This window comes from Actinopolyspora mortivallis (genome assembly GCF_003001495.1).
Taxonomy (GTDB): Bacteria; Actinomycetota; Actinomycetes; order Mycobacteriales; family Pseudonocardiaceae; genus Actinopolyspora; species Actinopolyspora mortivallis_A.
Window position 1 is genome coordinate 415,064 of record NZ_PVSR01000001.1, and the last position, 25,839, is coordinate 440,902.

27 protein-coding genes are annotated in these 25,839 nt (G+C 68.7%); 21 read left to right on the forward strand and 6 right to left on the reverse strand.

Annotation, left to right across the window (positions count from 1 at the left end; translation table 11 throughout):
• Positions 1-11: 11 nt before the first annotated feature.
• Genes CEP50_RS01890 through CEP50_RS01900 form a run of 3 tightly spaced genes read left to right on the forward strand, consistent with a single transcriptional unit; the run spans position 12 to position 2,236 of the window.
• Positions 12-383 (forward strand): DUF742 domain-containing protein, encoded by a 372-nt coding sequence (locus CEP50_RS01890; protein WP_019853783.1) that lies wholly within the window; start codon positions 12-14, stop codon positions 381-383.
• Positions 358-954, forward strand: a complete 597-nt coding sequence (locus CEP50_RS01895; protein ID WP_374957078.1) for a GTP-binding protein — start codon at positions 358-360, stop codon at positions 952-954. The genes CEP50_RS01890 and CEP50_RS01895 overlap by 26 nt, the downstream gene beginning before the upstream one ends.
• A gap of 46 nt (positions 955-1,000) precedes the next feature.
• Positions 1,001-2,236 carry a styrene monooxygenase/indole monooxygenase family protein gene (locus CEP50_RS01900; RefSeq protein WP_106112282.1) on the forward strand — a complete coding sequence of 412 codons (1,236 nt, stop codon included), beginning with the start codon at positions 1,001-1,003 and terminating at the stop codon, positions 2,234-2,236.
• Between the two features lie 108 nt (positions 2,237-2,344).
• Here CEP50_RS01900 and CEP50_RS01905 read toward each other — a convergent pair whose 3' ends face one another.
• Positions 2,345-3,235: a PAC2 family protein gene (locus CEP50_RS01905; protein ID WP_106112155.1), complete on the reverse strand. Its 891-nt coding sequence runs from the start codon at positions 3,233-3,235 to the stop codon at positions 2,345-2,347.
• A gap of 233 nt (positions 3,236-3,468) precedes the next feature.
• On the opposite strand from CEP50_RS01905, the gene CEP50_RS01910 reads away from it, so the two are divergent.
• The 3 genes from CEP50_RS01910 (at position 3,469) to CEP50_RS01920 (ending at position 5,566) form a co-directional block, all read left to right on the forward strand.
• Positions 3,469-4,185 (forward strand): HAD family hydrolase, encoded by a 717-nt coding sequence (locus CEP50_RS01910; protein WP_106112156.1) that lies wholly within the window; start codon positions 3,469-3,471, stop codon positions 4,183-4,185.
• 73 nt (positions 4,186-4,258) lie between these two features.
• Positions 4,259-4,522: a phosphoribosyl-ATP diphosphatase gene (locus CEP50_RS01915; protein ID WP_106112157.1), complete on the forward strand. Its 264-nt coding sequence runs from the start codon at positions 4,259-4,261 to the stop codon at positions 4,520-4,522.
• A gap of 198 nt (positions 4,523-4,720) precedes the next feature.
• A complete protein-coding gene (locus CEP50_RS01920) occupies positions 4,721-5,566 on the forward strand; it encodes a VOC family protein (RefSeq protein ID WP_106112158.1) in 846 nt (281 codons plus the stop codon).
• Between the two features lie 61 nt (positions 5,567-5,627).
• On the opposite strand, the gene CEP50_RS01925 is transcribed toward CEP50_RS01920, so the two are convergent.
• Entirely contained in the window at positions 5,628-6,419 is a 792-nt protein-coding gene (locus CEP50_RS01925) for a thioesterase family protein (RefSeq protein WP_106112283.1), read from the reverse strand.
• Positions 6,420-6,465: 46 nt separating this feature from the next.
• Positions 6,466-7,386, reverse strand: a complete 921-nt coding sequence (locus CEP50_RS01930) for a RecB family exonuclease (protein WP_181188159.1) — start codon at positions 7,384-7,386, stop codon at positions 6,466-6,468.
• 158 nt (positions 7,387-7,544) lie between these two features.
• Here CEP50_RS01930 and CEP50_RS01935 point away from each other — a divergent pair, with 158 nt between their 5' ends.
• Together CEP50_RS01935 and CEP50_RS01940 are read left to right on the forward strand one after the other, a co-directional pair.
• Positions 7,545-8,675 carry a site-2 protease family protein gene (locus CEP50_RS01935; protein ID WP_106112159.1) on the forward strand — a complete coding sequence of 377 codons (1,131 nt, stop codon included), beginning with the start codon at positions 7,545-7,547 and terminating at the stop codon, positions 8,673-8,675.
• 89 nt (positions 8,676-8,764) lie between these two features.
• Positions 8,765-9,595 carry a tRNA (adenine-N1)-methyltransferase gene (locus CEP50_RS01940; protein WP_106112160.1) on the forward strand — a complete coding sequence of 277 codons (831 nt, stop codon included), beginning with the start codon at positions 8,765-8,767 and terminating at the stop codon, positions 9,593-9,595.
• 141 nt (positions 9,596-9,736) lie between these two features.
• Here CEP50_RS01940 and CEP50_RS20725 read toward each other — a convergent pair whose 3' ends face one another.
• Both CEP50_RS20725 and CEP50_RS01950 read right to left on the reverse strand, forming a co-directional pair.
• On the reverse strand, positions 9,737-10,513 hold the full coding sequence (locus tag CEP50_RS20725; protein WP_106112161.1) for an Rv0361 family membrane protein: 777 nt from the start codon (positions 10,511-10,513) through the stop codon (positions 9,737-9,739).
• A gap of 43 nt (positions 10,514-10,556) precedes the next feature.
• Entirely contained in the window at positions 10,557-11,201 is a 645-nt protein-coding gene (locus tag CEP50_RS01950; protein WP_146134717.1) for a hypothetical protein, read from the reverse strand.
• A gap of 591 nt (positions 11,202-11,792) precedes the next feature.
• On the opposite strand from CEP50_RS01950, the gene arc reads away from it, so the two are divergent.
• Positions 11,793-13,586 carry a proteasome ATPase gene (gene arc / locus CEP50_RS01955; protein ID WP_106112163.1) on the forward strand — a complete coding sequence of 598 codons (1,794 nt, stop codon included), beginning with the start codon at positions 11,793-11,795 and terminating at the stop codon, positions 13,584-13,586.
• 116 nt (positions 13,587-13,702) lie between these two features.
• Positions 13,703-14,656, forward strand: a complete 954-nt coding sequence (locus tag CEP50_RS01960; protein ID WP_106112164.1) for an aldo/keto reductase — start codon at positions 13,703-13,705, stop codon at positions 14,654-14,656.
• A gap of 95 nt (positions 14,657-14,751) precedes the next feature.
• Here CEP50_RS01960 and CEP50_RS01965 read toward each other — a convergent pair whose 3' ends face one another.
• Positions 14,752-15,267, reverse strand: coding sequence for an NUDIX hydrolase (locus tag CEP50_RS01965; protein WP_106112165.1), 516 nt, complete (start codon positions 15,265-15,267; stop codon positions 14,752-14,754).
• Between the two features lie 96 nt (positions 15,268-15,363).
• Here CEP50_RS01965 and dop point away from each other — a divergent pair, with 96 nt between their 5' ends.
• The 11 genes from dop (at position 15,364) to tatC (ending at position 25,816) form a co-directional block, all read left to right on the forward strand.
• Entirely contained in the window at positions 15,364-16,860 is a 1,497-nt protein-coding gene (dop, locus tag CEP50_RS01970) for a depupylase/deamidase Dop (protein ID WP_106112166.1), read from the forward strand.
• Between the two features lie 196 nt (positions 16,861-17,056).
• Entirely contained in the window at positions 17,057-17,254 is a 198-nt protein-coding gene (locus tag CEP50_RS01975; RefSeq protein ID WP_019853802.1) for a ubiquitin-like protein Pup, read from the forward strand.
• A 119-nt stretch (positions 17,255-17,373) separates the two neighbouring features.
• Positions 17,374-18,222 carry a proteasome subunit beta gene (gene prcB, locus CEP50_RS01980; RefSeq protein WP_106112167.1) on the forward strand — a complete coding sequence of 283 codons (849 nt, stop codon included), beginning with the start codon at positions 17,374-17,376 and terminating at the stop codon, positions 18,220-18,222.
• Positions 18,223-18,350: 128 nt separating this feature from the next.
• Entirely contained in the window at positions 18,351-19,136 is a 786-nt protein-coding gene (gene prcA, locus CEP50_RS01985) for a proteasome subunit alpha (RefSeq protein WP_106112168.1), read from the forward strand.
• A gap of 178 nt (positions 19,137-19,314) precedes the next feature.
• Positions 19,315-20,673 carry a Pup--protein ligase gene (gene pafA, locus CEP50_RS01990; RefSeq protein ID WP_106112285.1) on the forward strand — a complete coding sequence of 453 codons (1,359 nt, stop codon included), beginning with the start codon at positions 19,315-19,317 and terminating at the stop codon, positions 20,671-20,673.
• A gap of 64 nt (positions 20,674-20,737) precedes the next feature.
• Entirely contained in the window at positions 20,738-22,213 is a 1,476-nt protein-coding gene (locus tag CEP50_RS01995; protein ID WP_106112169.1) for an amidase, read from the forward strand.
• 82 nt (positions 22,214-22,295) lie between these two features.
• On the forward strand, positions 22,296-23,297 hold the full coding sequence (locus CEP50_RS02000) for a helix-turn-helix transcriptional regulator (RefSeq protein ID WP_106112286.1): 1,002 nt from the start codon (positions 22,296-22,298) through the stop codon (positions 23,295-23,297).
• Entirely contained in the window at positions 23,284-24,261 is a 978-nt protein-coding gene (locus tag CEP50_RS02005) for a helix-turn-helix transcriptional regulator (protein ID WP_106112170.1), read from the forward strand. Before CEP50_RS02000 ends, CEP50_RS02005 begins: the two co-directional genes overlap by 14 nt.
• A 12-nt stretch (positions 24,262-24,273) precedes the next feature.
• Complete coding sequence (locus CEP50_RS02010; RefSeq protein WP_106112171.1) at positions 24,274-24,510, forward strand: bacteriophage holin; 237 nt, start codon at positions 24,274-24,276, stop codon at positions 24,508-24,510.
• Positions 24,511-24,550: 40 nt separating this feature from the next.
• Positions 24,551-24,856 (forward strand): Sec-independent protein translocase subunit TatA, encoded by a 306-nt coding sequence (tatA, locus tag CEP50_RS02015; RefSeq protein WP_106112172.1) that lies wholly within the window; start codon positions 24,551-24,553, stop codon positions 24,854-24,856.
• 99 nt (positions 24,857-24,955) lie between these two features.
• Entirely contained in the window at positions 24,956-25,816 is an 861-nt protein-coding gene (gene tatC, locus CEP50_RS02020; RefSeq protein WP_106112173.1) for a twin-arginine translocase subunit TatC, read from the forward strand.
• Positions 25,817-25,839 lie beyond the last annotated feature (23 nt).

The window sequence follows — 25,839 nt, forward strand, 5'->3', positions numbered from 1 at the left end:
AAGGAACCCCCATGGCCACACACGCACAGACCCAGCGGGAAACGCGCAGCAGCCGGGTGCGCCCCTACGCCCTGACCGGGGGGCGTACTCGGACACGCCACCAGCTCCTGGTCGAGACGATGATCTCGGTCACCGAGTACGACCCCGAGGTCGCCGAGAGGCTGCTGCCCGAGTCCCGTGCGGTGTACGAGCACGCTCGCAGTCCGGTCTCGCTCGCCGAGCTCTCGGCCACACTGGACATCCCGCTCGGTGTGATCCGAGTGCTGGTCAGTGATCTGGCGGCGGACGGGGTGATTTTCATTCACCCGACCGGGCAGGCCTACAGTTACGACCACAACATCCTCGAGAGGATTCTCGATGGCCTCAACAAGCTCTCCGCGTGACCACGCCGAACTGATGCTCTCGGCAAAGATCGTGATCGCGGGTGGCTTCGGAGTCGGTAAGACCACGTTCGTCTCGTCGGTGTCCGAGATCGCACCCCTGAACACGGAGGCCTGGATGACCGAGGCCAGTGAGGGCGTCGACGATCTCGACCCCGACGGGGACAAGACAACCACCACGGTCGCGATGGACTTCGGGCGCCTCCAGCTGCACCCGGATCTCATGCTGTACCTGTTCGGAACGCCGGGCCAGTCGCGTTTCTGGTTCCTCTGGGACGACCTGACCAGGGGTGCGCTCGGTGCCGTCGTACTGGTCGACACCCGACGTCTCTCGGAGTCCTTCGCGGCGATCAACTACTTCGAACACGACTCGGAGATCCCGTTCGTGGTGGCGGTGAACCTGTTCGACGGCAGGCTGACCCACGACCTGGAAGAGGTGCGTGAGGCGTTGGCGCTGGCCCCGGACGTTCCCTTGATTACCTGTGACGCACGTGATTCAGTGTCCACTGTGGATACGCTGCGTGCCTTGGTCACGCACACCATGAGGTTGAACGTGACCCACGGCGCCGCGTGATCGCGGTCGTGGCGGGGAAATGTCGTCGGGTGAGAAGGAGGACGCGGTGCGCAAGATCCTCATCGTGGGTGCGGGGCAGGCGGGTTTGCAGATCGGGCTCAGCCTGCTCGCGCACGACTACGACGTGACCATCATGTCCGCACGGACCCCGGAGGAGATCCGCGGTGGCCGCGTCATGTCCACACAGGCCATGTTCCACACCGCGCTGCAACACGAACGGGACTACGAACTCAACCTCTGGGAGGACCAGGCACCCCGGATCGAGGGGCTCGGCGTGTCGGTGGCTGACCCCGACGGGCGACGCACCATCGACTGGGTCGGCGAGCTGGACCACTACGGACAGTCTGTGGACCAACGCATCAAGATGGCCGGCTGGTTGGAACTGTTCGAGGATCGCGGAGGCAAGGTCGTCTTCCACGGTGTGACCACCTCGGACCTGGACTCGTTGACCAGGCACTACGAACTCGTCCTCGTGGCGGCGGGCAAAGGCGAACTGGTGCAGCTCTTCGGGAGGGACCCGAGCCGGTCCCCCTACAGCACTCCCCAGCGGGTGCTGTCGGTGAGCTACGTGCACGGCGCCGAACGCAGGCCCGAACACCCCGGAATGGACGCGGTGCGTTTCAACGCCGTCCCCGGTGTGGGCGAACTGTTCGTCATTCCCGGGCTGACGCTGAGTGGGCCCTGTGAGATCCCCTTCTTCGAGGGGATACCGGGAGGTCCCCTGGACTGCTGGTCCGACCGGCCGCCCGCCGGGGAGCACTGGCAGCGGATGCTGGAGCTCATGCGCTGGTACTTCCCCTGGGAGTACGAGCGTTTCCGGAACGCGGAGGTGACCGACTCCCAGGGGACACTGGCCGGCGGGTACCCGCCTGTGGTCCGGCACCCCGTGGGGGAACTCCCCTCGGGAGGACTGGTGCTCGGCATGGCCGACGTCGTCGTGGCCAACGACCCCATCACCGGTCAGGGCTCCAACAACGCCAGCAAGTGCGCGAGGTCGTACCTGGACAGCATCCTCGAACACGGGGACCGACCGTTCGACCGGGAGTGGATGCAGCGGACCTTCGAACGCTACTGGTCCGTGGTGGAACCGGTGACCACCTGGACGAACACGATGCTGCAACCGCCGTCCGAACACATGATGGACGTCCTCAGGAGGGCGGAGCAGAACAGGACGGTTCGGCAGCGGTTCGTCAACGGTTTCAACGATCCCGCCGACTTCGGTGACTGGTTCCTCGACGAGGAACTGGGCCGGCGGTACCTGGCCGAGGTGGCGGCGAACTGACCGGAGCCCGTGAGCCCGGTCGCTGTCGAGACAGGGCGGGGCTTCGTCCGACGGAGGTGGCCGGTGCGGCGTCGCTCCGACGGCACCGGCCACCTCCGCCGACCGGACTCACGCCGAGGCGGGACCGGGAGGTCCCTTCCCTCCGGGATCCTCGGGGCCCCGCCGGCGCAGGTAGCGTTCGAACTCGGCGGCGATGTCCTCACCGCTGGTCTCGGTCAACGAGCTCTCGGCGTCGCCCCGTTCCTCCAGGGCCCGGACGTAGTTGCGGACGTCCTCGTCCTCCTCGGCCATCTCGCTGACGGTGTTCTCCCACTCCTCGGCCTGTTCGGGCAGGTTGTGCAGCGGCACCTCCAGGTCGAGCACCTCCTCCACGCGGTGCAGCAACGCCAGAGTCGCCTTGGGGGAGGGAGGCTGGGAGACGTAGTGCGGAACCGCCGCCCAGAAGGAGATGGCGGGTACTCCCGCCTGAACACAGGTGTCTTGGAAGACCCCCACGATTCCGGTGGGCCCCTCGTAACGGGAGTGCTCCAGACCGAAACGGCTGGCCGAGGCGTTGTCGTAGGCGGTTCCGGTCACCGGGATGGGGCGGGTGTGCGGAGCGTCGGCCAGCAGTGCCCCCAGACTGATCACGGTCCCGGCTCCGGCCAGCTCGACGTGTTCGAGCAGTTCTGCGCAGAACGCGCGCCAGCGCATGTTCGGTTCCACACCGTGTACGAGCACCACGTCCCGGTCGAGTCCGGGCGGCCGGCACACCGAGAGCCTGGTGGTCGGCCACACGATCTCCCTGCTCACTCCCCCCACGAGTTTCACCGTGGGACGGGACACCTGGAAGTCGTAGTACGGATCCGGGTCGATCTCGGTCCAGCTGGTCGCGTCCCAGACGAGCTGAAGGTGCTCGATGGCGGTGCTGGCGGCGTCGCCACCGTCGTTCCAGCCCTCGAAGGCGCAGATGAGGACGGCGTCTTCGGGGTCGAACCAGTCAGGCAGTGGAGGTGTCACGGGGAACAGGGTACTCGCCGTAGTCGGTTGTTCAGGAGACGACGGATCCGGACGCGGCAGTACGTCAAGGGGTGGGGCGACCGGCTCGGGTACCGGGGACGGAGTGTTCGTGATCACACGGAACGCCGCGTACCGTGCGTGAGCCACTAGGCTGGGACCATGACCTACGAGCGAGGCGTGTCGTGCCCGGTCATCCGCGCCGGGGAAAGCACCGAGCGGTAGGCCGGGTGCCGATGTCCGAGACGGGTCCTCGTTCCAGGTGTGAACCCCGGAGACCGGCCGTCACTCCGCCCGCGGCGGTGCTGTTCGACATGGACGGCACCCTCGTCGACTCCGAGAAGCTCTGGACGGTGGCGATGGACGATTTCGCCGCCGGTCACGGAGCCGAGATCAGCGAGGCCGCCAGGGCCAGCATGGTGGGTTCCAACATGAACCGCAGCATGCGGCTGTTGCTGGCCGACCTGGGGATGCCCACGGGAGAGGCCGAGATCGAGTCCGCCGGACGGTGGGTCGTGGCGCGGATGTCCGAGATGTTGGCTTCCGATCTGGAGTGGCGGCCGGGGGCCGAGAGGGCGCTGCGTGAGATCACCTCCAAGGGCGTTCCCACCGCCCTGGTGACCTCCACCATTCGTTCGTTGACCGACATCGCCCTGCGCACCATCGGACCGGACACCTTCGACGTGACCGTCTGCGGTGACGAGGTCGACGGGCTGAACAAGCCCGAGCCGGAGCCCTACCTGCGTGCCTGCCGCGCGTTGGGTGTGGACCCCGCGGACTGTGTGGCGGTGGAGGACTCCCCCACGGGGGTCGCTTCGGCCGTGGCGGCCGGGTGCACCGTCCTCGGTGTGGCCTGCGAGGTTCCTCTCGAACCGGCTTCCGGGTGCGTGCTCCGGGACTCCCTCGAAGGGCTCGACAGCGCCGAGCTGACCGCCCTGTTCGACGAGCGTTGAGTTCTCCCGCTCCGTGCCGTGGTTCTCGCGGCCGGTGTGGGGGAGGGCGACCGGGGATGCAAGGATCGAGTTCGTGAAGACCTTCGACGAGCTGTTCAGCGAACTCGAACAACGCGCCCGCACCCGTCCCGAGGGGTCCTCCACCGTCGCCGCCCTCGACGCCGGGGTGCACGCCCAGGGGAAGAAGGTGCTGGAGGAGGCCGGTGAGGTGTGGCTGGCCGCCGAGCACGAGTCGGACGAGAACCTCGCCGAGGAGGCCTCCCAGCTGCTCTACCGCCTGCAGGTGATCCTGCTGGCCCGGGGGCTCACCCTCGGGGACGTCTACCGCTACCTCTGAGGACTCGGGCGCGCTGAGCTCCTCCGGAACTCACACGTCCCGTCTCCGGGCCTCCCGGTGGACACGGTTCCCGGGCGCCTTCGGGGAGGTGCGCGACCGGCACGGTTTGATCGGATCGTGATCGAAAAACCCCACAGCGTGTTCCGGCTGGGGGATAATGCCGTAGCAGAGGATCGCGAAACCGTTCGGGAGGTTCTCATGGGTGTGGTCCCTGTGGGCGCGGCACCGCCCAGGTGGCAGCTGTACGCGGGCATGCCCTGTTGGATCGAGTTGGTGACTCCCGACGTCGACAGCGCCCGCGAGTTCTACGCCGCCTTGTTCGGGTGGAGTTACGAACAGCGCACCGACTCGGAGGGCGGTCATCACCTGCTGGCCCTGCACGAGGGTTTCCCCGTGGCGAGTCTGCGCACCACCGCCTCCGGCGAGGACGCCAAGTGGCGGTTGTTCCTGGCCACGGGGGACTGCCGGGCTGCCTGCGAACAGGCGGTGGAGCGCGGTGCCTGCGTCACGGTCGCACCCAGCCGGCTCGACGGTATCGGAACGAAGGTCGTGCTGGAGGGCCCCTCGGACGCCGAGTTCGGTCTGCTGGAACCCGAGGCCTCCTGGCAGTTCGACGTCGGACTGCCGGGAACGCTCATGTGGGCCGAGCTGGTGACGATCAAGGCGCAGACGGCGGACCTGTTCTTCCAGGACCTGTTCGGTTACACCGACGCCCAGTTCGGCACGGAGAACCACCTCGACTACTCGGTGTGGTACCTGGGCGAGGAGTCGGTGCTGGCCAGGGTGAGCATGCTGCGCGAGCACATCGACGCGGAAACACGTCCGCACTGGCTGCTCTACCTCGGTGTTTCGGAGGAGGTCGGCACCGACGAGGCGGTACGACGTGCCGTGGGGGCCCACGGGCGGGTACGGGTGGATCCCTACGACTCGGCGCTGGGCAGGGCCGCCGTGCTGCGTGACCCCACGGGTGCCCGGTTCGCCCTGGTCGATCCGAGCCGGGCTCCCGTGGGGGACGCCGCGAACTACGATCCCTACGAGGACTGACCTCGCCGACCCGCGTTCCGGTGGCCGGACCGCTGCTGGCGGGCCGACCCGGGAGGAGCCCTCAGACCCTGCTCGGCATCAGCGCCTGGGCGCTGCGTCCCACCGGGCCCGTGGCGTCGTGCAGGGTGCTGTGGGTCAGGCCCGCCCCGTCCGGACCGATGGCTGTTTGCGCGTCGAGCCCGACCCACTCGCCCATGGGATCCCGGCTCAGGTGGACCGTCAGGTCCGTGTTGGCGAAGGCCCACTGCTCGAACGGCAGGGGGCTGGACACGCCGCTGGAGCAGTCCGCGACGGCGAACAGCCGTTGCAGTGGACTCGGTCGTTCCCCGGCGACCAGCGGCAGCCGTGGCCGTCCCCAGACGGCGGCGCCTCCGGGACCGGGCTCCGAGGTGTTCGCGTTCCGCCAGTCGAGTGCCCGTGCGTAGCCTCCCGACCATCCCGCGGGCAGCGGCATGGGCCCACACGACTCCGGCGCGGGCAGACGGCGGGCCTCGTCGGAGGCGACCTCGGTGGTGTCGGCGCGCCGCATCAGCCACGCCCGTGCCAGAGCCGCCACCCGGCCACCGGCCGAGATCTCCGTCGTCACGAGTTCGACGGAGCGGCCGGGACGCGAGACCTCGCAGCGGATCTCGACCTCGTCCACGGGGACGGGGCCGAGCACGTCGACGGTGACCCGTCTGATCCCGCGCCCGCTTTCCGCGGTGTGCTGTTCGACCCCCCGGACCAGCAGCGCGGCCACGGGACCCAGGTGCTGGGCCTTGTCGGACCAGGGGCCCACGGTGTGTTCGGTGGCTCGGTAGCGTCCCCGGCCCAACGGCTCGTAGAACGCCTCTTCGGCAGCGGATGTGTCCACCAGGTCTTCCTTCCGAAGCGGGGTGTCCTCCAAGACGCCGATGCTGTCACGGTAGGTCCTCACCGCCGCGTTCCGCGGGCAGCTCGTCGGAGGCGGGTTCGGGCTCCGGCCATCCGGGATACTCCGGGGCCGTTCCCCCGTGCGCGGGACAGAGCGGTTTGAAGTCGCAGAACCCGCACAGCCGTGAGGGTTTGGGACGGAAGTCGCCGCTGCGGCCCGCGCGCAGGATGGCCTGCCAGATCGCCTCCAGGGTCCGTTCGAATCCGGTCAGCTCGGCCTCGTCCGGAGTGTAGGTCAGGGCCTGCCGGTCGGACAGGTACATCAGCAGCAGTTGGCTGGGCAACTCTCCCCGGAGGCGCCACAGCACCAGGGCGTAGAACTTCATCTGGAACATGGCCCTGGCCTCGCCGAGCTGTCGGGGAGCCGCTCCGGTCTTGTAGTCCACCAGGCGGATCTCCCCGGTCGGGGCCACGTCGATGCGGTCGATGAACCCGCGCAGCAGGACCCCGCTGTCCAGTTCGGTCTCCACACGTTTCTCGCAGGCCTCCGGTTCGATCCGCCGCGGGTCCTCCAACTCGAAATAGGACTCCAGCAGTCGTCCGGCCGACTCCAACCACTCGTCCAGGTCGGTCTCGTCGGTGAACAGCTCGGTCAACTCCGGTTGCTCGGAGCTGAGTTCCTTCCATGCGGGGGCGAGCAGGTCGGTGGCCGTGGCCCGGTTGCGCTGCGCGGCGGGCAGTTCGAAAAGTCGTTCCAACACGCTGTGCACGACCGTCCCCCGAGCCTGTGCCCGGGTGGGGGTTTCCGGCAGTCGGTCCACCGCGCGGAAGCGGTACAACAAGGGGCACTGCTTGAAGTCGCTCGCCCGGGAGGGGGACAGGGCGGGGCGGCGCTGTGGTTCCCGGTCCGGCCTGGGCCGGGAGGTGGGATTTCCGTTCTGGTGGGCGTTGCGGACCGATTGCGCCATGGACGAGCACCCTAGTCGATTCCGGGCGGAGATCGTGCGACCAATCCCGTCGGGGCGGCATCGCGCCGGTGAGGCCGGACCCCTGCTTTCCGTACGACACACCGGGGAGGACGCCACGGGTACGAAACCGGGTCGCGGGGGCGTTCTAGGCTTTCGTCATGGCCACAGGCGACCGAGCCGGAAACGGTACGGGGGGACTGCACCTCTGCCGGGTCTCCGGTGTTCCCGTGTTGCTGTCTCCGTCCTGGTGGCTGGGGGCCGCGGTCGTGGTGTTGCTGTACACCCCGCTGGTCGGAGAACTGCTGCCCGGGGCGGGCGTGTGGGCCAGCGCGCTGGTGGCCACCACGTTCACCGTGTTCCTGGCCGTCTCGGTGCTGCTGCACGAACTGGGGCACTGCCTGGTGGCCCTGCGGCTCGGTCTGCCCGTCCGCAGGATCAGGTTGTTCCTGCTCGGGGGTATCTCGGAGATCTCCCGCAGCCCTCCCACCCCCTTCCGGGAGGGGCTGATCGCGGCGGCCGGGCCCGCGGTCTCCCTGGCGCTGGCCGCGTGCACCGGAGTCGGGTGGTTCGCCCTGCAGCCGCACGGGGCCGTGTGGCTGTTGGTGGCCCAGACCTGCGTGGCCAATCTCGCCGTCGGGGTGTTCAACCTGCTTCCCGGGTTGCCGCTCGACGGGGGACGCATGTTGCGGGCGTTGGTCTGGAGACTGACCGAGGACCGCCATCACGGCACCGTTGCGGCCGTGATCGGGGCCGTCGTGGTGTCCGTGGGGCTGCTCGGCTGGGCGCTCGCCGGGATCCTCACCGAGGCGCAGGGGCGGTGGCTGCGTCTGGCCGTGTGCGTGCTGATGGCCTGGTTCGTGATCGCCGGAGCGGTCTCGGAGTACACCTCGGGGCGGCGTGAGCACTGGCCCGTCGGGGCGGAACTGCGTGACCTGCTGCGGCCGGTGCTGCAGTTGCCCGCGGAAAGCCCCGTGGGGGACGCCCTGCTGGCCGCCGCCGGGCGCGGTGTGGTGCTGGTGCGGGCCGACGGGGTCGCGGTCGGACTGTTGGACGGGGACAAGGCGGTCAGGCTGGCCGAGTCCTCGCCCGCCGAGCCGGCCGAACGGGCAGCCGAGGAGGTCAGGCCGGAGACGGTGCTGCTGGACAGCGAGTCCCCGGAACTCGTGTTGCAGCGGGTGCACGGGGCGGCGGCCAAGCAGTTCCTGGTGGTGGATGGTGACGGCAAACCCTGTGGGGTTCTGCGGCGCTCCGAACTCCGGGCGGCGGCGCGCCGGCACGGCACCGCCTGAGTCGTGCCGGGGCTCGGCACGGTGTCTGGCAGGATGGCCTGCCGTCTCCGCATCGGGGACCGTGCGTACACGTGGGAGGTTCGACACAGGTGAGCAGCGTCAACGGGCCGTTCGGGCCGGGGGATCGGGTTCAACTGACCGATCCGAAGGGACGACGCAAGACAATCGTGCTCCAGTCGGGAGGCGAGTATCACACCCAGTACGGTGTGCTCTCCCACGACGCGCTGATCGGCCAGCCCGAAGGGTCCGTGGTCTCCTCGAGCGGCGGGATGTCCTATCTGGCCGTGCGACCGTTGTTGTCCGACTACGTGCTGTCCATGCCGCGGGGCGCGCAGGTCATCTACCCCAAGGACGCCGCCCAGATCCTGATGTGGGGGGACGTCCGTCCCGGGGCGCGGGTACTGGAGGCCGGTGCCGGTTCGGGAGCGCTGACCTGCTCGCTGCTGCGTGCCGTCGGTGAGCACGGGACGGTGGAGTCCTGGGAGGTGCGTTCCGACCACGCCGACCACGCGGAACGCAACGTGGTGCGGTTCTTCGGCGAACACCCCGCCAACTGGACCCTGCACGTCGGGGACGTCACCGAGTACTCCGGCGGCGAGGTGGACCGTGTGGTGCTGGACATGGTCTCCCCTTGGGAGGCGCTGGAGGCCGTGCACCGGGCGCTCGTTCCCGGCGGGGTGCTGGTCGTCTACGTGGCGACGACGACCCAGCTGTCCACGGTCACCGAGGCCCTGCGGGAACAGCAGGGCTGGACCGAACCACAGTCCTGGGAGACCCTGATTCGCCCGTGGCACGCGGTGGGCATGGCGGTGCGGCCGGAGCACAGGATGGTGGCGCACACGGCGTTCCTGCTGGTCGCCCGCAGGCTGGCCGATGGTGTGACTCCCTTGCGCGTGCACCGCAGGCCGAGCAAGGGGTGACGGGGTGAATTCTCCGGCGGGTCGAACCGGGGTACTCGCTCGACCCGCCGGAGGCCGGCCGGGGTTTCGGTCACCGGGTTCCGCGTTCCGGTGCCCCCGCGGGCGCAGCACCTCCGCAGCGGGACGAGCCGGTATCCCCGGTCACCCCATGCTGTCGCCCGCGTTGCCGCACGCCTTCCACTCCCCGCTCTCCTTCTTCATGCGGATCGTGTTCCTGAAGGGGTCCTGGTTCTGCCCGTCGAGGGAGAGTTTCATCGTGAACTCACCGGTGTCGTCCTGGTGGGTGACGTCGACGAGTTCCACCCTCACCTTCTTCAGCTGTTCGAGCTGCTGGCTGGTCATGTTCTCCGTCTCCTCCCGCATGTCCTCCAGGGATTTGACGAACTCGGACTGCTTCTCGCTGCAGACGAGGCTGCTGAACTCGTCGCTGAGGGGCTGCTCGGGGGCGGCGAACTGCTGCTGGGCCAGTTCCGTGTAACGCTCGGCGAGCTCCTGCGGACTCCTCCCTCCGCCGGTGAACGCGATGATCAGGAGGACGACGGCGCCGATGAGAACGACGCCGCCGCCGATACCGCCGAGGATCCAGGGGAGCTTGGATCTCCCACCTCCGGTCGGGCCGGTGGGCTGACCGTAGGGGAACTGCTGGCCCGGGTACTGCTGGTATCCCGGCTGACCCCAACCCTGCTGGGGCCAGGCTTGGTGGGGCCCGGAGGGCGGGTACTGGCCGCCGGGTTGACCGCCCCAGGCCGGTTGCTGCCCACTGACCGGGTACTGCCCACCGGGCTGTGCGTAGGGGTTCGAGCCGTACTGCTGTCCCCACTGTTGTTCGGCACCGGCGGGGAACTGGCCTCCCGAGGGGGCGTACGGGTTCTGCTGTCCCCAGGGGTCGTGCTGCCCCGGTTGTTGCGGGTATGTCATCCTTTTCCTTCTCTCGACGGTCGTGCCGCGTCTCGTTGGTTCGTCAACGGGCCAGATCGCAGAGTTTCCATTCACCGTTCTCCAGGCGAAGTCCCAGGGTCTGATCGACCCGCTGGGACGTCCCCCCCAGGAAGTAGGTTCCGGTCAACTCCACCGTGGCGGTGGCGTCGTGGGCGGTGACTTCCCCCAGGCTCAGTTGGAACCGACCAGCGCTGAGCTGTTCGATCTGCCGCCGTAGTCGTGCCGCGTTCGCCGCGCACAGCTCCTCGTCCAGCGCGGCGAAACGTCCGGAGTTGATTTTGTCCACCAGCCGTGCGGCGGTGTTTCCGGGGTCCACCGGCCCGGTGGGCACCAGGAAGTAACCCCCCAGCAGTGCCGCGGCCAGCAGCGTGGCCGAAGCCGCGTACAGGCCCCTCCGTCGTGGTCTGCGTGGCGGTGGGTCCAGCTCGGGGGGAAGGTGTTCGTGGTCGAAGCGCCTGTGCGGGCCGAGTGCCGGGTTCTGCCAGCAGGTGTCCCGGTCTTCGGGAGGGGACTCCTGCGGTCGGGGTGTCGGGTTCTCCCCCGGGAACCGTCCCCAGGGGCTGGGAGTTCCCACCCCACCGGCGGGGCCGCGGGGGCCCGGGGACGTCGCGGATCCGGTCTGCCGGAAGGGGTCCCAGGGGACGGGTGACGGTGGCGGGTGGGACATCGGATCCTCCCCGAACGAGGACGTACTGGTCGACACGATCGGCCGCTCAAGTAGATCAGAAGTACTTTCGGTGGACAGGGGGAGTCGGGGGATTCCCTCCGAAATCCGGACGCTGTGTCACGGCCTTCGTCTCGGAGGACGTCTTTCGTGTCCGGTCGGTCGGGACGCAGTGGGTTCCCTGGTTCGTCGAACCTCGGCGTGTTCCCATAATGTGGGAGAAATCGGGGAACTTCTTCCCGATGGGCGGACTCAGTAGGGAGGAGAGCCGAAGGAGTCGTATTACGAATCGGATACCACACAGATGTCCGCCGCCTCTCCACAAACCCGGGATGTGGCGACAGCAGGTGTGTGCGGGAGCGGTACGACCGTCCTGGGTTCCACTCCGTTCTCCCGAACGGACTAACGGGACGAAACGCACCGTGATCGTCGCTACGGCGAAGTCTCGTGACTCGGAGGTTACCGACGTGGTGTGGTTCATGTGGCACGGCCGTTTTCTGTGGCACTCTGGGGCGCCTGGCGGGATGCGATGACCTCGCGTTGTCGTTGATCGCCGGTACCGTGGTGGTACGAGCACGGGAGGAGGGTGCCGATATGCAGCACGACCGTCCCGACAACCGGCCCGAGGAGGCCGTTGGGCAGGGTGCCCGCGGCAGCGCGGACCAGAACGAACAGATCCGCGCCCTGCAGGACGAGATAGCCTCGCTGCGCAGCAGGCTCAACGAGTCTCCCCAGCAGGTTCGGTTGTTGGAGCAGCGGCTGGCCGAGGCATCCGAGAGAGTGAGCCAGCTCACCGAACGGAACGCAAAACTCACCGAGACCCTCAAAGAAGCGCGCAGCCAGCTGACCGCCCTGCGGGAAGAGGTCGACCGACTCGCCCAACCCCCGAGCGGATACGGGGTTTTCCTCTGCGGGTACGAGGACGGAACGGTCGACGTGTTCACCTCGGGCAGGAAGATGCGCGTTGCCGTATCGCCGAACGTGAACGTGGAGGAGTTGCAACTCGGCCAGTCGGTCCGGCTCAACGAGGCCCTGACCGTGGTCGAGGCCGGGACCTTCGAACGTACCGGCGAAGTGTGTACGTTCCGCGAACTGCTTCCCAGCGCCGAGACCGACCAGCCGCGGCGCGCGCTGGTCACCGGCCACACCGACGAGGAACGCGTGGTGTGGGTGATTCCGCCCCTGGTGGAGGCCGGGCTCAAGTCCGGGGACTCGGTGCTGGTGGACAGCAAGGTCGGTTACGCCTACGACACGGTGCCGAAAGCCGACGTCGAGGACCTCACCCTCGAGGAGGTGCCCGACGTCCGCTACGAGGACATCGGCGGGCTCGGCAACCAGATCGAGGAGATCAGGGACGCCGTCGAGCTGCCGTTCCTGCACTCGGAGCTGTACCTCCAGTACAAGCTGGCTCCCCCGAAGGGTGTCCTGCTGTACGGCCCGCCCGGGTGCGGGAAGACCCTCATCGCCAAGGCCGTGGCCAACTCGCTGGCGAAGAAGGTCGCCGAACAGCGGGGGGACGCCGACGGCCAGGCGAAGTCGTACTTCCTCAACGTCAAGGGCCCCGAACTGCTGAACAAGTTCGTGGGCGAGACCGAGCGCCACATCCGGCTGATCTTCCAGCGTGCCCGGGAGAAGGCCTCGGAGGGCACACCGGTGATCGTGTTCTTCGACGAGATGGACTCGATCTTCCGTACCAGGGGCAGCGGTGTCTCCTCGGATGTGGAGACGACGATCGTTCCCCAGCTGCTCAGTGAGATCGACGGTGTCGAGGGGCTGGAGAACGTCATCGTGATCGGCGCCTCCAACCGCGAGGACATGATCGATCCCGCGATCCTGCGTCCGGGGCGACTGGACGTGAAGATCAAGATCGAGCGGCCCGACGCGGAGTCGGCCAAGGACATCTTCGCCAAGTACCTGACCAGCGATCTCCCCATCCACGAGGACGACCTGCGGGAGTTCGGCGGTGACCAGCCCACCTGTGTCGACGCGATGATCCAGACCACCGTGGAGCGGATGTACGCCGAGACCGACGAGAACCGTTTCCTGGAGGTCACCTACGCCAACGGGGACAAGGAGGTCCTCTACTTCAAGGACTTCAACTCCGGCGCGATGATCCAGAACATCGTGGACCGGGCGAAGAAGGCCGCGATCAAGTCGGCGATAGAAACCGGCCAGCCGGGCCTGCGGATCCAGAACCTGCAGGACGCCATCGTCGACGAGTTCGCCGAGAACGAGGACCTGCCCAACACGACCAACCCGGACGACTGGGCACGGATCTCCGGGAAGAAGGGCGAGCGGATCGTCTACATCCGCACCCTGGTCAGCGGTAAGAACCAGGAGTCGGGGCGGGCCATAGACACCGCCACCAACACCGGTCAGTACCTGTGACACCGTCCCCGCCGGGCTCGTTCCCGGTGGGACACCGCGGGGCGCCGTCCGTCGGGCGGCGCCCCGCGTGCGTCTCGCGCTGTCGTGGTGGGTCCCGGAGGGGTACGTTACGCCCCATGACGGGTGTGGCGAACGCTCCCACGGAACGTCTCGGTGTCGGGTTGGCCGCCCTGGGACGGCCCGCCTACATCAACGTGGGGCGGGCCGAGGTGCTGCCGGGCCCGCGCACGGTGCAGGCCATGCGCGAGCGCACCAGGCAGGTGCTGGACGCCGCCTACGCTGCGGGGATCCGCCACGTGGACACCGCGCGTTCCTACGGCAGCGCCGAGCTCTTCCTGTCCGAGTGGTTGCGGGAGCGGGGTCACGCCGACGTGGTGGTCTCCAGCAAGTGGGGCTACGCCTACGTCGCCGAGTGGCGGATCGAGACCGAGGTTCACGAGGTCAAGGAGCACTCGCTGGAACGGTTCCGCCAGCAGTGGCCGGCCACCAGGGAGGTGCTCGGTGAGCACCTGGGCCTCTACCAGGTTCATTCCCTGACCAGGGACAGTCCCCTGTTCGGGGACACCGAGTTGCAGCGGGAGCTGGCCAGGGTCCGCGACAGCGGGATGCTGCTGGGAATCTCCACCACCGGTGCGGCGCAGGCCGACGCGATCGAGGCGGCATGGGACCTGCGGGTCGGTGGTGAGCAGCTGTTCGGAGCGGTGCAGTCCACCTGGAACTCCCTGGAACCCTCCGCGGGCAAGGCGCTGCGTCACGCTCACGAAGGCGGGTGGAGGGTGCTGGTCAAGGAGACGCTGGCCAACGGCAGACTGGCGGTGCGGCCTCCTGCTCCGGTCGCCTCCGTGGCGGGACGGCACGGTGTGGGGGCCGACGCGGTGGCGTTGGCGCACGTGCTGGCCCAGCCGTGGGCGGACACGGTGCTGCTCGGGGCGGCCAGTGTGGGGCAGCTCCGCAGCAACCTGCTCGCGTGCTCGTTGAGGCTGGAGGAACGTGACTTGGACGAGCTGGCGGCCGCGGCCGGCGACCCGGCGACCTACTGGGGGGAGCGTTCGGCGCTGCCCTGGCACTAGACGGTCCCGGTGGAAGGGGTTGCCGAGCCGGGAACGGATGCCCTGGCCGGATGCCCTCCCCGCGGTCCCAGGCGGTGGACGCGGGCCGGTCGCGCTCACCCCAGGCCGTGGAAGGCCAACCACTCCTCGACGAACTGCCTGCCGTCCGGCACGAACGGCCAGTGCGGATCCCGCAGGCGCTCCCGTAACTCGGACAGCTGCATCCACCAGCCCTCGGCGATCTCCGTGGGCTGGTGCACCACCGGCCCGTCCCAGCAGGTTTCGTACACGAACGCGTGAAAGCGCACCGTCCCCCGCTCGTGGCGGGTGCGGAACAGGAACCGGGGCGTGGCGTGGACCCCGAGCTCCTCGGCCAGCTCCCGGGTCGCGGCGTGGTCCGGGGACTCGCCGGCCGCGACGACACCACCGGCCCAGCAGTCGTACGCGCCCGGATAGACGTCCTTGTCCCACGTTCTGCGGTGCACGTAGACCGAGCGCAGGTCGGGGGAGCGGACCAGCACCGAGGAGGCCGCGTGCCACAGCCCCTCGGAGCGCATTCTGCCCCGAGGGGCCGAACCAGTCACTGCGCCTTCCCGGTCGTAGATCGCCACCGATTCGTCACCGTCGGTCACCCCTCGAGGATGACAGTGCTCCGGTGGGGGGCTTGTTCCGGCCACGGCCTCGCGTTAGGGATTCGTTCGTCGTGTGGAACCCGTAGGCTGAGTACTATGCGCCGGATCATGGGAACCGAGGTGGAGTACGGGATCACCGTGCCGGGGGATGCCACGGCGAACCCGGTGTTGAGCTCCACGCACATCGTGCTGGCCTACGCCGCGGCGGCCGACGTCCCACGTGCGCGACGCGCACGCTGGGACTACGAGGTCGAGTCACCGCTGCGGGACGCCCGTGGCTTCGACATGGGGGCGTCCACGGCACAGAGCAACGGCTCGGAAGGAGACGATCTGGGTGCGGCCAACGTCATCCTGACCAACGGGGCCCGCCTCTACGTCGACCATGCCCACCCGGAGTACTCCTCACCGGAGGTGACCAACCCCCGGGACGCTGTGCTGTGGGACAAGGCCGGTGAACGGGTGATGGAGGAGGCGGCGCGACGCGCGGCCAGCGTGCCGGGAACCTCACCGATCCAGCTCTACAAGAACAACATCGACGGCAAGGGGGCCAGCTACGGCACCCACGAGAACTACCTGTGCTCCCGGGACACCCCGTTCACGGCCGTGATCACCGGGCTGACCCCGTTCTTCGTCTCCAGGCAGATCGTCTGCGGCTCCGGGCGGGTGGGCCTCGGTCAGGTGGGGGAGAAACCGGGTTTCCAGCTCTCCCAGCGCGCCGACTACATCGAGGTCGAGGTGGGGCTGGAGACCACCCTCAAACGCGGCATCATCAACACCAGGGACGAGCCGCACGCCGACGCGGACAGGTACCGCAGGCTGCACGTGATCCTGGGTGACGCCAACCTGGCCGAGACCGCCACCTACCTGAAGATGGGGACCACCGCCCTGGTCCTCGACATGATCGAGGCCGGGCACCGTTTCGACGATCTCAGGCTCGCCGACCCGGTCAAGGCCGTCCACCTGATCAGCTACGACCCGCAGCTCAGTCAGAAGGTCGAACTGGCCGACGGCAGGCGGTTCACCGGCCTGGACCTGCAGCGCGCCTACCACGAACGCGCCGCCGCCCACGTCGACTCCCGGGGTGGGCAGTCGGCCCGTGAGGTGGTGGAGATGTGGGGGGAGACGCTCGACCTGTTGGGGCAGGACCCGATGAACTGCGCCGACCGGCTCGACTGGCCCGCCAAGCTCCAGCTGCTGGAGAGCTACCGGGCCAGGGACAACCTCGGGTGGAGCTCCCCCCGGCTGCACATGATCGACCTGCAGTACGCCGACGTGCGTATGGACAAGGGGCTGTACAACCGGCTGGTCAACCGTGGTTCGATGCGGCGTCTGCTCACCGAGGAGGAGGTGCGGCGGGCCGTGACGGATCCGCCGGAGGACACCCGGGCCTACTTCCGGGGGAGGTGCCTGGAGCACTACCCCGACGAGGTGGCCGCGGCCTCCTGGGACTCGGTGATCTTCGACCTGGGCCGGGACTCCCTGGTACGCATCCCCACCCTAGAACCGCTGCGGGGAACCAAGGCCCACGTGGGCGAGTTACTGGAGTCCGCCGCCAGCGCCGAGGAACTGGTGGACTCGCTCACCGGACGGTAGTGAGCCGGGCTTCCCCGAGCGGGGGAGATCGAAAAGTCACCTTTCGGACCTGGGCGTGTGGCCGGTTGACTAGGTAGTGTTCACACCAGGATGTTCCCGGTGTGCGGGTCGGAGGCGGTGGCTTCCGGGCCGCACCGGTACGGCCCGGCGGACGCCGGGCCGACGGACATCCTCGACAAGACCACCGGGAGGCGAGATGTCCCAGGAAAAGGTTGAGCGGCACGGCGGCGGGGACAACGAGGAGAACGAGGAAACCGGCGCCGGAGCCGCCGGACAGGAACGCCGCGAGAAACTCGACGAGGACGTGGACACCATCCTGGACGAGATCGACGACGTTCTGGAGGAGAACGCCGAGGACTTCGTCCGCGCCTACGTGCAGAAGGGTGGACAATAGATCCCCAGACACGTGTCGGTCGGCCCGACGGGCCGACCGACACGTGTACGCACCGCCTGTGACGTGTGCGAACCGGAACATGTGACGCCAGCTATTTCGAGCAGGAGACGATGTCGCCCATGGAATCCAGCTCGGCTCGGAACCATCCGGGTCAGGCCCTGCCCCCCGAGTACTTCACCCCCGGATCCTCGTCGTTCACGGAGTTCCTGCGAGCGGCCTCCCCGGAGTTGCTGCCGCAGATCAACGAGAACACCGATGTTTCGGTGGAGGCGCCCCACGGCACGACCATCGTCGCGCTCACCTTCCGCGGCGGTGTGCTCCTCGCCGGAGACCGTCGTTCCACCATGGGCAACATCATCGCGCAACGGGACATGGACAAGCTCTACGTGACCGACGGCTACTCCGCGGTGGGAATCGCGGGGACCGCGGGGATCGCCCTCGAAATGGTGCGGCTGTACGCGATCGAGCTGGAGCACTACGAGAAGATCGAGGGCGTTCCGCTGTCCCTGGACGGCAAGGCGAACAAGCTCGCGACCATGCTGCGGGGCAATCTGCAGGGGGCGATGTCCGGGCTGGCCGTCATGCCGTTGTTCGCCGGTTACGACACCTCGGCCGAGGACCCGGAGAGGGCCGGGCGGATCGTCACCTACGACATCACCGGCGGGCGCTACGACGAGAGCGCCGGCTACCACGCGGTGGGGTCGGGGTCGCTGTTCGCCAAGTCCGCGCTGAAGAAGCGGCACGATCCTGAGGCCGATCTCGACTCCGCCGTGCGGAACGCGCTGGAGGCGCTCTACGACGCGGCCGACGACGACAGCGCCACGGGAGGCCCCGACGTGGCTCGTCGGATCTATCCCACCGTGGTGACGATCACCGGTGCGGAGGGAGCCGTGCGCATGTCCGAGGACCGGACGGCGGCCGTCGCCGAGGAGGTCGTGGCCGGACGTCAGCAGAATCCCGGGGGCTGAGTCGCTCGGACTCCGGACGCGTGTGGCCCCGCCGGGGGTGTCACACGTTCCCCACCGCAGCGTGTGCGGACCAAGCGCCATGTGCCGGACCGTCGGCACAGCACGATTCGAGCCAGGAGTGCACAGCCGTGTCGATGCCCTTCTACACCTCGCCAGAGCAGCTGATGCGCGAACGTTCCGAGCTCGCCCGCAAGGGGATAGCTCGGGGCCGCAGCGTGGTGGTGCTCAAGTACGCGGGCGGGGTGCTGTTCGTCGCCGAGAACCCCTCCACCACCCTGCACAAGATCTCCGAGATATACGACCGGATCGGTTTCGCGGCAGTGGGCCGCTACAGCGAGTTCGAGAACCTGCGCATGGCGGGTATCCGGATGGCCGACGTGCGGGGCTACTCCTACGACCGCCGAGACGTCACCGGACGCGCCCTGGCGAACACCTACGCGCAGACGCTCGGAGCGATCTTCACCGAACAGGTCAAACCCTTCGAGGTGGAGATCTGCGTGGCCGAGGTGGGCTCGACCCCGGAGGGGGACCAGCTCTACCGGCTGACCTATGACGGTTCCATCGTGGACGAGCCGCAGTACGTGGCCATGGGTGGGCAGGCCGAGACCGTGACCTCCGCGTTGAAGGAGTCCTTCACCGACAGGATGGAGCTGGGGCCGGCCGTGCGTGAGGCCGTGAGCGCGCTGGTCGCCGGAGGGGAGAGTTCCCGGGAACTGGGAGTCTCCCAGCTCGAGGTGGCGGTGCTGGAACGGTCCAGGCCGCACCGTACGTTCCGTCGCATCACGGGGGCCGCCCTGCGGGAGCTGTTGCCGGGTGGCAACGCGGACAGTTCCGCCTCCGCCTCCGACGAGTCGGCCGGATCCGAAGGCGACGGGAACTCCTCGGAGACGGAGAACGGCAGCACAGCGGGCTGACTCGCCCCCGGTGGCCTCGTCGGCGGAGGCGGGGTGCCGGCGGGAGGTCGTGTCGGGGACGGGACCCGGTCGTCGAGTCGTTCGCGAACACCCTGCGTGAGGGGTTTTCGGGAAATTCGTGACTTCCGTCCCCGAACGGCGGACCGCCGAGTTCGCCGAAGACGCCTACCGTGGAGGCATGCAACGGAGGATCTTCGGTATCGAGACCGAGTTCGGGGTGACCTGTACCTTCCACGGACAGCGCAGGCTCTCCCCGGACGAGGTGGCCAGATACCTGTTCCGCAAGGTCGTGTCGTGGGGGCGTTCGTCGAACGTCTTCCTGCGCAACGGTGCCAGGCTCTATCTCGACGTGGGGTCGCACCCCGAGTACGCGACGGCGGAGTGCGACGACCTGGTGCAGCTCGTCACCCACGACAAGGCCGGTGAGCGGATACTGGAGGATCTGTTGACCGATGCCGAGCGCAGACTCGCCGAGGAAGGCATCGGTGGTGACATCTTCCTGTTCAAGAACAACACCGACTCGGCGGGCAACTCCTACGGTTGCCACGAGAACTATCTCGTCGGCCGTTCGGGTGAGTTCTCGCGTATCGCCGACGTGCTGCTTCCCTTCCTGGTGACCCGTCAGCTGATCTGCGGGGCGGGCAAGGTGCTGCAGACCCCGCGCGGGGCGGTCTACTGCCTGTCGCAGCGTGCCGAACACATCTGGGAGGGGGTCTCCAGCGCCACGACGCGTTCCCGCCCGATCATCAACACCAGGGACGAGCCGCACGCCGACGCCGAACGCTACCGCAGACTGCACGTCATCGTCGGGGACTCGAACATGTCCGAGGTCACCACCCTGCTGAAGGTGGGCACGGTGAACCTGGTGCTCGAGATGGTCGAGCAGGGCGTGCAGTTCCACGACTTCAGCCTGGACAACCCGATCCGGGCGATCCGGGAGATCAGCCACGACCTCACCGGGCGCAGACCCGTGCGACTGGCCGGGGGGCGGGAGGCCTCGGCACTGGACATCCAGCGGGAGTACTACGGCCGCGCGGTGGACTACGTGGCCAAACGCGGCTCCGACCCCATGACCGACCGGATCGTGGACCTGTGGGGGCGTGCGTTGGACGCGGTGGAGTACCAGGACTACTCGCTGATCGACCGCGAGGTGGACTGGGCGATCAAACACCGGCTGTTGGAGCGCTACCGCAGCAAGCACGGCCTGGAGCTGTCCAGCCCGCGGATCGCCCAGCTCGACCTCGCCTACCACGACCTGCGGCGCAGCCGTGGCCTGTTCGAGATGCTGCAACGCAAGGACCTGGTGGACCGCGCCACCAACGACGCCGACATCGAGGCGGCCAAGGACACACCTCCGCAGAGCACCAGGGCCAAGCTGCGGGGTGACTTCATCTCCGCGGCACAGACGGCGGGCAGGGACTTCACGGTGGACTGGGTGCATCTCAAGCTCAACGACCAGGCTCAGCGCACCGTACTGTGCAAGGATCCCTTCCGGGCTGTGGACGAACGGGTGGAACGTCTGATCAACTCGTTGTGACCCGCGCCGTGTCCGGCTCCTCCGGACGTGTCGCCGGCGCGGACGGTGCGAGCGGGAGGACGGCGTGGAGTACGCGGAGTACCGTGCCCAGGACGGTGTGGGACTGGCCGAACTGGTCCGGCGGGGTGAGCTCGCGGCCTCCGAACCACTGGAGGCCGCTCTCGCCCGCAGCGCCCAGGTCAACGGCCGTATCAACGCCGTGGTGCGCCGGACCGAGGAGTGGGCGCGCCGTACGGCGGCCGAACCCGGCTCCGGGGCGCTGGCCGGCGTGCCCTTCCTGCTGAAGGATCTTCAGCAGGAGCTGGCGGGACACCCCTCCGGCGGCGGCAACCGCGCCTTGGCGCTGGTCCCGGCGGCGGAGACCGCCGAGGTGGTGCGCCGCTGGTTGGAAGCCGGTCTGGTGGTGTTCGGCAGGACCAACACCCCCGAGTTCGGGGCCAAGCCGGTCACCGAACCCGAGACCTGCGGCCCGAGCCGCAACCCCTGGGATCCGGAGCGCACTCCGGGCGGTTCCTCCGGTGGCGCCGCCGCGGCGGTGGCGGCGGGGGTGGTCCCCCTGGCCGCGGCCAGCGACGGGGGAGGCTCGATCCGGATTCCCGCCGCGTGCTGCGGGGTGTTCGGGCTCAAGCCCGGCAGGGGACTGGTTCCGGCGGGGCCGATGCGCGCGGAGAACTTCCACGGCGCCGCCGTGGACGGAGTGGTCTCCCGCACGGTGCGTGACAGCGCGGTCGCGCTGGACAGCGTGGTGGGCGGTCACGGGACGAGCCCCTATGCGCCCGCCGTTCCCGAGCGTTCCTTCGCCGTGGAGAGCACCCGGGAGCCGGGGATGCTGCGCGTCGGGTTCACCGGACAGTCCGCCCTGGGGCGGCCACATCCCGACGCCACGGCGGCGCTGAGCGACGCGGCGAGGCTGTTGGAGTCGTTGGGCCACCGTGTCGAGCCGGTCGAGTCCCCGGTCGACCTGGAGGCCCTGGCCGTGGACTTCCTGCGTGCCTGGTCGGTCAAGCTGGCGGCCTCCGTGGACGAGACCAAGCGGCTCACCGGCGCCACCGACCGGGACTTCGAACAGGACAGCAGGCTGTTGGCGGCGGCGGGACGTGCCGTCGGGGCCGCCGAGTACAGCGCGCTGCTGGACAGGTGGCACGGCTACACCCGCAGGCTGGCCGAGTTCCACCGACACCACGACCTGCTGCTCACTCCCGCTCTCGCGGGGCCTCCGGTGCGGATCGGGCAGTTGGACACCCCCGCCCCGCTGCGGTTCGCGGGTGAGCTGGCGCTGCGGACGGGAGCGCGTGGTCTGCTGCGCTCCACGGGGGCGGTGGACCGGGTGGCACGGGAGAACCTGCGGCACGTGCCCTACACCCAGCTGGCCAACATCACCGGGAGACCGGCGATGTCCGTTCCGCTGTACTGGAACCGGCAGGGGCTTCCGCTGGGAGTGCAGTTCGTCGGGCCGCTGGCCGGGGAGGGGATGTTGTTCCGCCTGGCCGCCCAGTTGGAACGGGCCCGTCCGTGGGCCCATCACGAACCGCCGTTGTGAGTCCCGCCGGTTTCCGGGCGAGGAGACGGAGGAAGTCGGCCCCCGGGTGTTCGCCCCGTCCGCTCCCACTAGACTGGGCACAGTGGGCATCCCGCGCGCCGAACGCCTGGTCAACCTGGTGTTGTGCCTGTTGTCGACCCGTCAGTACCTGACGGCCGAGCGTATCCGCAACATCGTTCCGGGGTATGCGGACACGGGCAGCGAGGAGGCTTTCTACCGCAAGTTCGAACGGGACAAGGCGGAGTTGCGCGACCTGGGGATCCCGCTGGAGACCGGGCGGAACTCCGTGTTCGACGGGGTGGAGGGCTACCGGATAGCGCGCCGGGACTACGAGCTGGCCGACATCGAACTGGCCTCCGACGAGGCGGCGGCCGTCGCGGTGGCCTCCCGACTGTGGGAGTCCCCCGAGCTGGGAGCGGCGGCACGGGGTGCGCTGCGCAAACTACGCGCCGCTGGGGTTCGGGTCGACGACGGTGCGCCCGCTCCGGTCGAGCCCAGGGTCCGTGCGGCAGAACCCGCCTTCCCCTCGTTGTTGGCCGCGGTGCGAGCGGAACGCACGGTGCGGTTCGACTACCGCAAACCGGGGGAGACGGCGTCGTTCGTCCGGACGGTGGATCCGTGGGGGGTGGTCGCCTGGCACGGTCGGTGGTACGTGGTCGGCCACGACCGGGACAGGCGGGCGGCGCGCTGTTTCCGGCTGTCCCGAATCCTCGGCTCCGTGAACACCGTCGAGCCCGGTGACGAGGCTGCCTTCGTGCGGCCTCCCGCCGGGGTCGAGCTGTTGGAGCTGGTGACCGGTGCCGAGCCGAACGCCGTGGAACCGACCTCCGTTCGCCTGTGGCTGGCTCGAGGGCGCGCCCAGGGGGTGCGGCGGCACGCCGAGGTGCTCGGTGACCGGGAGCTGGCCGGAAAACCCGGTCAGGAGGTCGTGCTGGAACTGGAGCATCCGGAGACGGCGGCGGGGTGGCTGGCCGGGTACGGACCCGACCTCGTGGTGCTGGAACCGGAAACGCTGAGCAAGGCCGTGCACGAGGCACACCTGGCGACGCTGGCGGCCTTCGGAGGGGAACATGACGGGCAGTAGCACGGCCGAGCGGTTGCCGCGCCTGTTGGCGCTGGTTCCCTACCTGGTGAGCAGGCCGGGGGTGGCGGTCGCGGAGGTCGCGGCCGATTTCGGGGTCACCGAACAGCAGGTGCGCCGTGACCTGGAACTGCTCTGGATGTGCGGACTGCCCGGATACGGGCCGGGCGATCTGATCGACCTCTCGTTCAGCGGGGACACCGTGACCGTCGTCTACGACGCGGGCATGCGCAAGCCCCTGCGGCTCACCGGCCAGGAGGCGACCTCCCTGCAGGTGGCGTTGCGGGCTCTGTCGGAGACCCCCGGGATCGTCGACACCGACGCGGTGCGCCGGGCGCTCACCAAGATCGAGAACGCCGCGGGGCGGGCACACCCCGCCGGAATGGTGGTCGACCTCGACGAGAGGCCCGACCGGGTACCGGCCGAGGTGGAGGAGACGGTGGAACGGGCGGTGCGCCAGCGCGCCGCGTTGCGCATCCGCTACTACACCGCCTCGCGGGACGCGATCACCGAACGCACCGTGGACCCCCTGAGGTTGGTGCTGCTGGAGGGACGGCGGTATCTGGAGGCGTGGTGTCGTCGGGCCGAGGGGATGCGGTTGTTCCGTATGGACCGGGTTGACGAGGCCGAACCGCTGGAGGAACACGCGTGCCCACCGGCCGAGGCCCGCACCACCGACCTCTCCGGGGGTCCGTTCCGCCCGTCACCGGAGCAGCCGCGCGTGGAGCTCGAACTGGGTCCCCGGGCCCGTTGGGTCGCCGAGTACTATCCCGTTGACGAACTGACCGAGCTGCCCAACGGCCGCACCAGAGTGGTGCTGCGTTACTCCGACCGGGCGTGGGTCGTTCGTCTCGTGCTCGGTCTGGGGGGCCGGGGGCGGATCGTGTCCCCCGAGGATCTGGCCGGGGAAGTGCGCAGCCGGGCGGAGGAGGCTCTGGAACTCGCTCGTCACCTGCCGTCAACCTGAGGGAGTTACGGTATGGACGTGCCGTATGTGCTGATGGTCGGACTGGTGATCCTGGCCCTGGTGCTGTTGGGAGTGTCGTTGCTGACGACGCTGCGTTCGGTGCGCGCGCTGCGTGCGGAGCGCTCCCGAGCCGCCGCCGAGGTCGCGGACAGGGCGGGGTTGTTGCGTGCCAGAGCCGCCGGCGTCGGAGTGGCGCTGCGGCGACGGTGGCCCCGTCGGACCTGTCGAGAACGGGCACGCACGGCGTAGTATTTCCGCGGTAGCAGGCTCTTCAGAGAGGTGTGCGAACATGGGTTTTCCCGGTGGGTGGGAACTTGTTCTGATCGTCGGTGTGCTGGTGCTCCTGTTCGGAGCCACCAAGCTGCCGCAGCTGGCCAGGTCGCTGGGCCAGTCCGCCCGGGTCTTCAAGGCCGAGACCCGCGGGATGAAGCAGGACGAGGAGGCCGCCTCGCAGTCCGGCAGGAGCGAGCAGGAGCCGCCGCAGCAGCTCACCAGCGGTGAGCAGCACGGCAGCGGTTTCACCGCTCAGCGGGCGGACCAGGTCAACGGGGAACGTCCGGCCGAGAGCACGTACCGCAACGACTCCGCCAACTGAGCCGGGGGCTGGACGGTGGAAGGCAGTTCGCGTCGCCGCCGTGGTCGTTTCGGTCGTGATCGGAGCACGTTCAGCCGCAGACACAATCCCGACGGGACCATGAGTCTCGTGGAGCACCTGTACGAGCTGCGCTATCGGCTCGGGGTGGCGCTGCTGGCCGTGGTGATCGGCGGCATATTCGGCTTCTGGTGGTTCTCCCACCGGCTGTTCGGCCTGCCGAGCCTCGGTGACCTCATGACCGGCCCCTACTGCGCGTTGCCGGACACCATGCGTCTGGAGCCGAACGGTGAGTGCCAACTCATGCAGACCCGCCCGTTCGAGGTTTTCCTGCTCCAGCTCAAGGTGGGTTTCTCGCTGGGTGCCGTGCTGCTGAGCCCGGTGTGGCTGTACCAGTTCTGGGCGTTCATCGCGCCGGGGCTGCACAAGGGCGAACGCGTCTTCGCCCGGGTGTTCGTCGGCATCGGCAGCGTGCTGTTCGCGGTCGGGGCCGTGCTGGCCTACTTCGTGGTGCCGAAGGGGCTGACCTTCATGGCCGGCTTCGGAGGTGACCAGTTCTTCACGGCCCTCACCGGGGGCGAGTACATCAACTTCGTGCTGCTGATGCTGTTGTTCTTCGGTATCAGCTTCGAGCTTCCCCTGGTCATGGTGATGCTCAACAGGGCGGACGTGGTCAGCTACGCCAAGCTCCGCAGCTGGTGGCGGGGGAGCGTGTTCGCCCTGTTCATCTTCGCGGCCGTGGTCACTCCCCAGGATCCGATCTCCATGCTGGTGCTGGGGCTCTCGCTGTGCGTGCTGTACGGCATCGCCCTGCTGATATGCCGTGCCCAGGACCGCTCCAAGGAACGCAGGCGTGCCGCCGAGCAGACCGAGGACCCCGACCAGCCCTCCGAGGTGGATACCCGGCCCTCGGCGTTGCACACCACGGGTGGTTCCGCCGGCGGAGATGACGAGGCCACCTGACTCCCGACGGTGGCGGGGCGCGC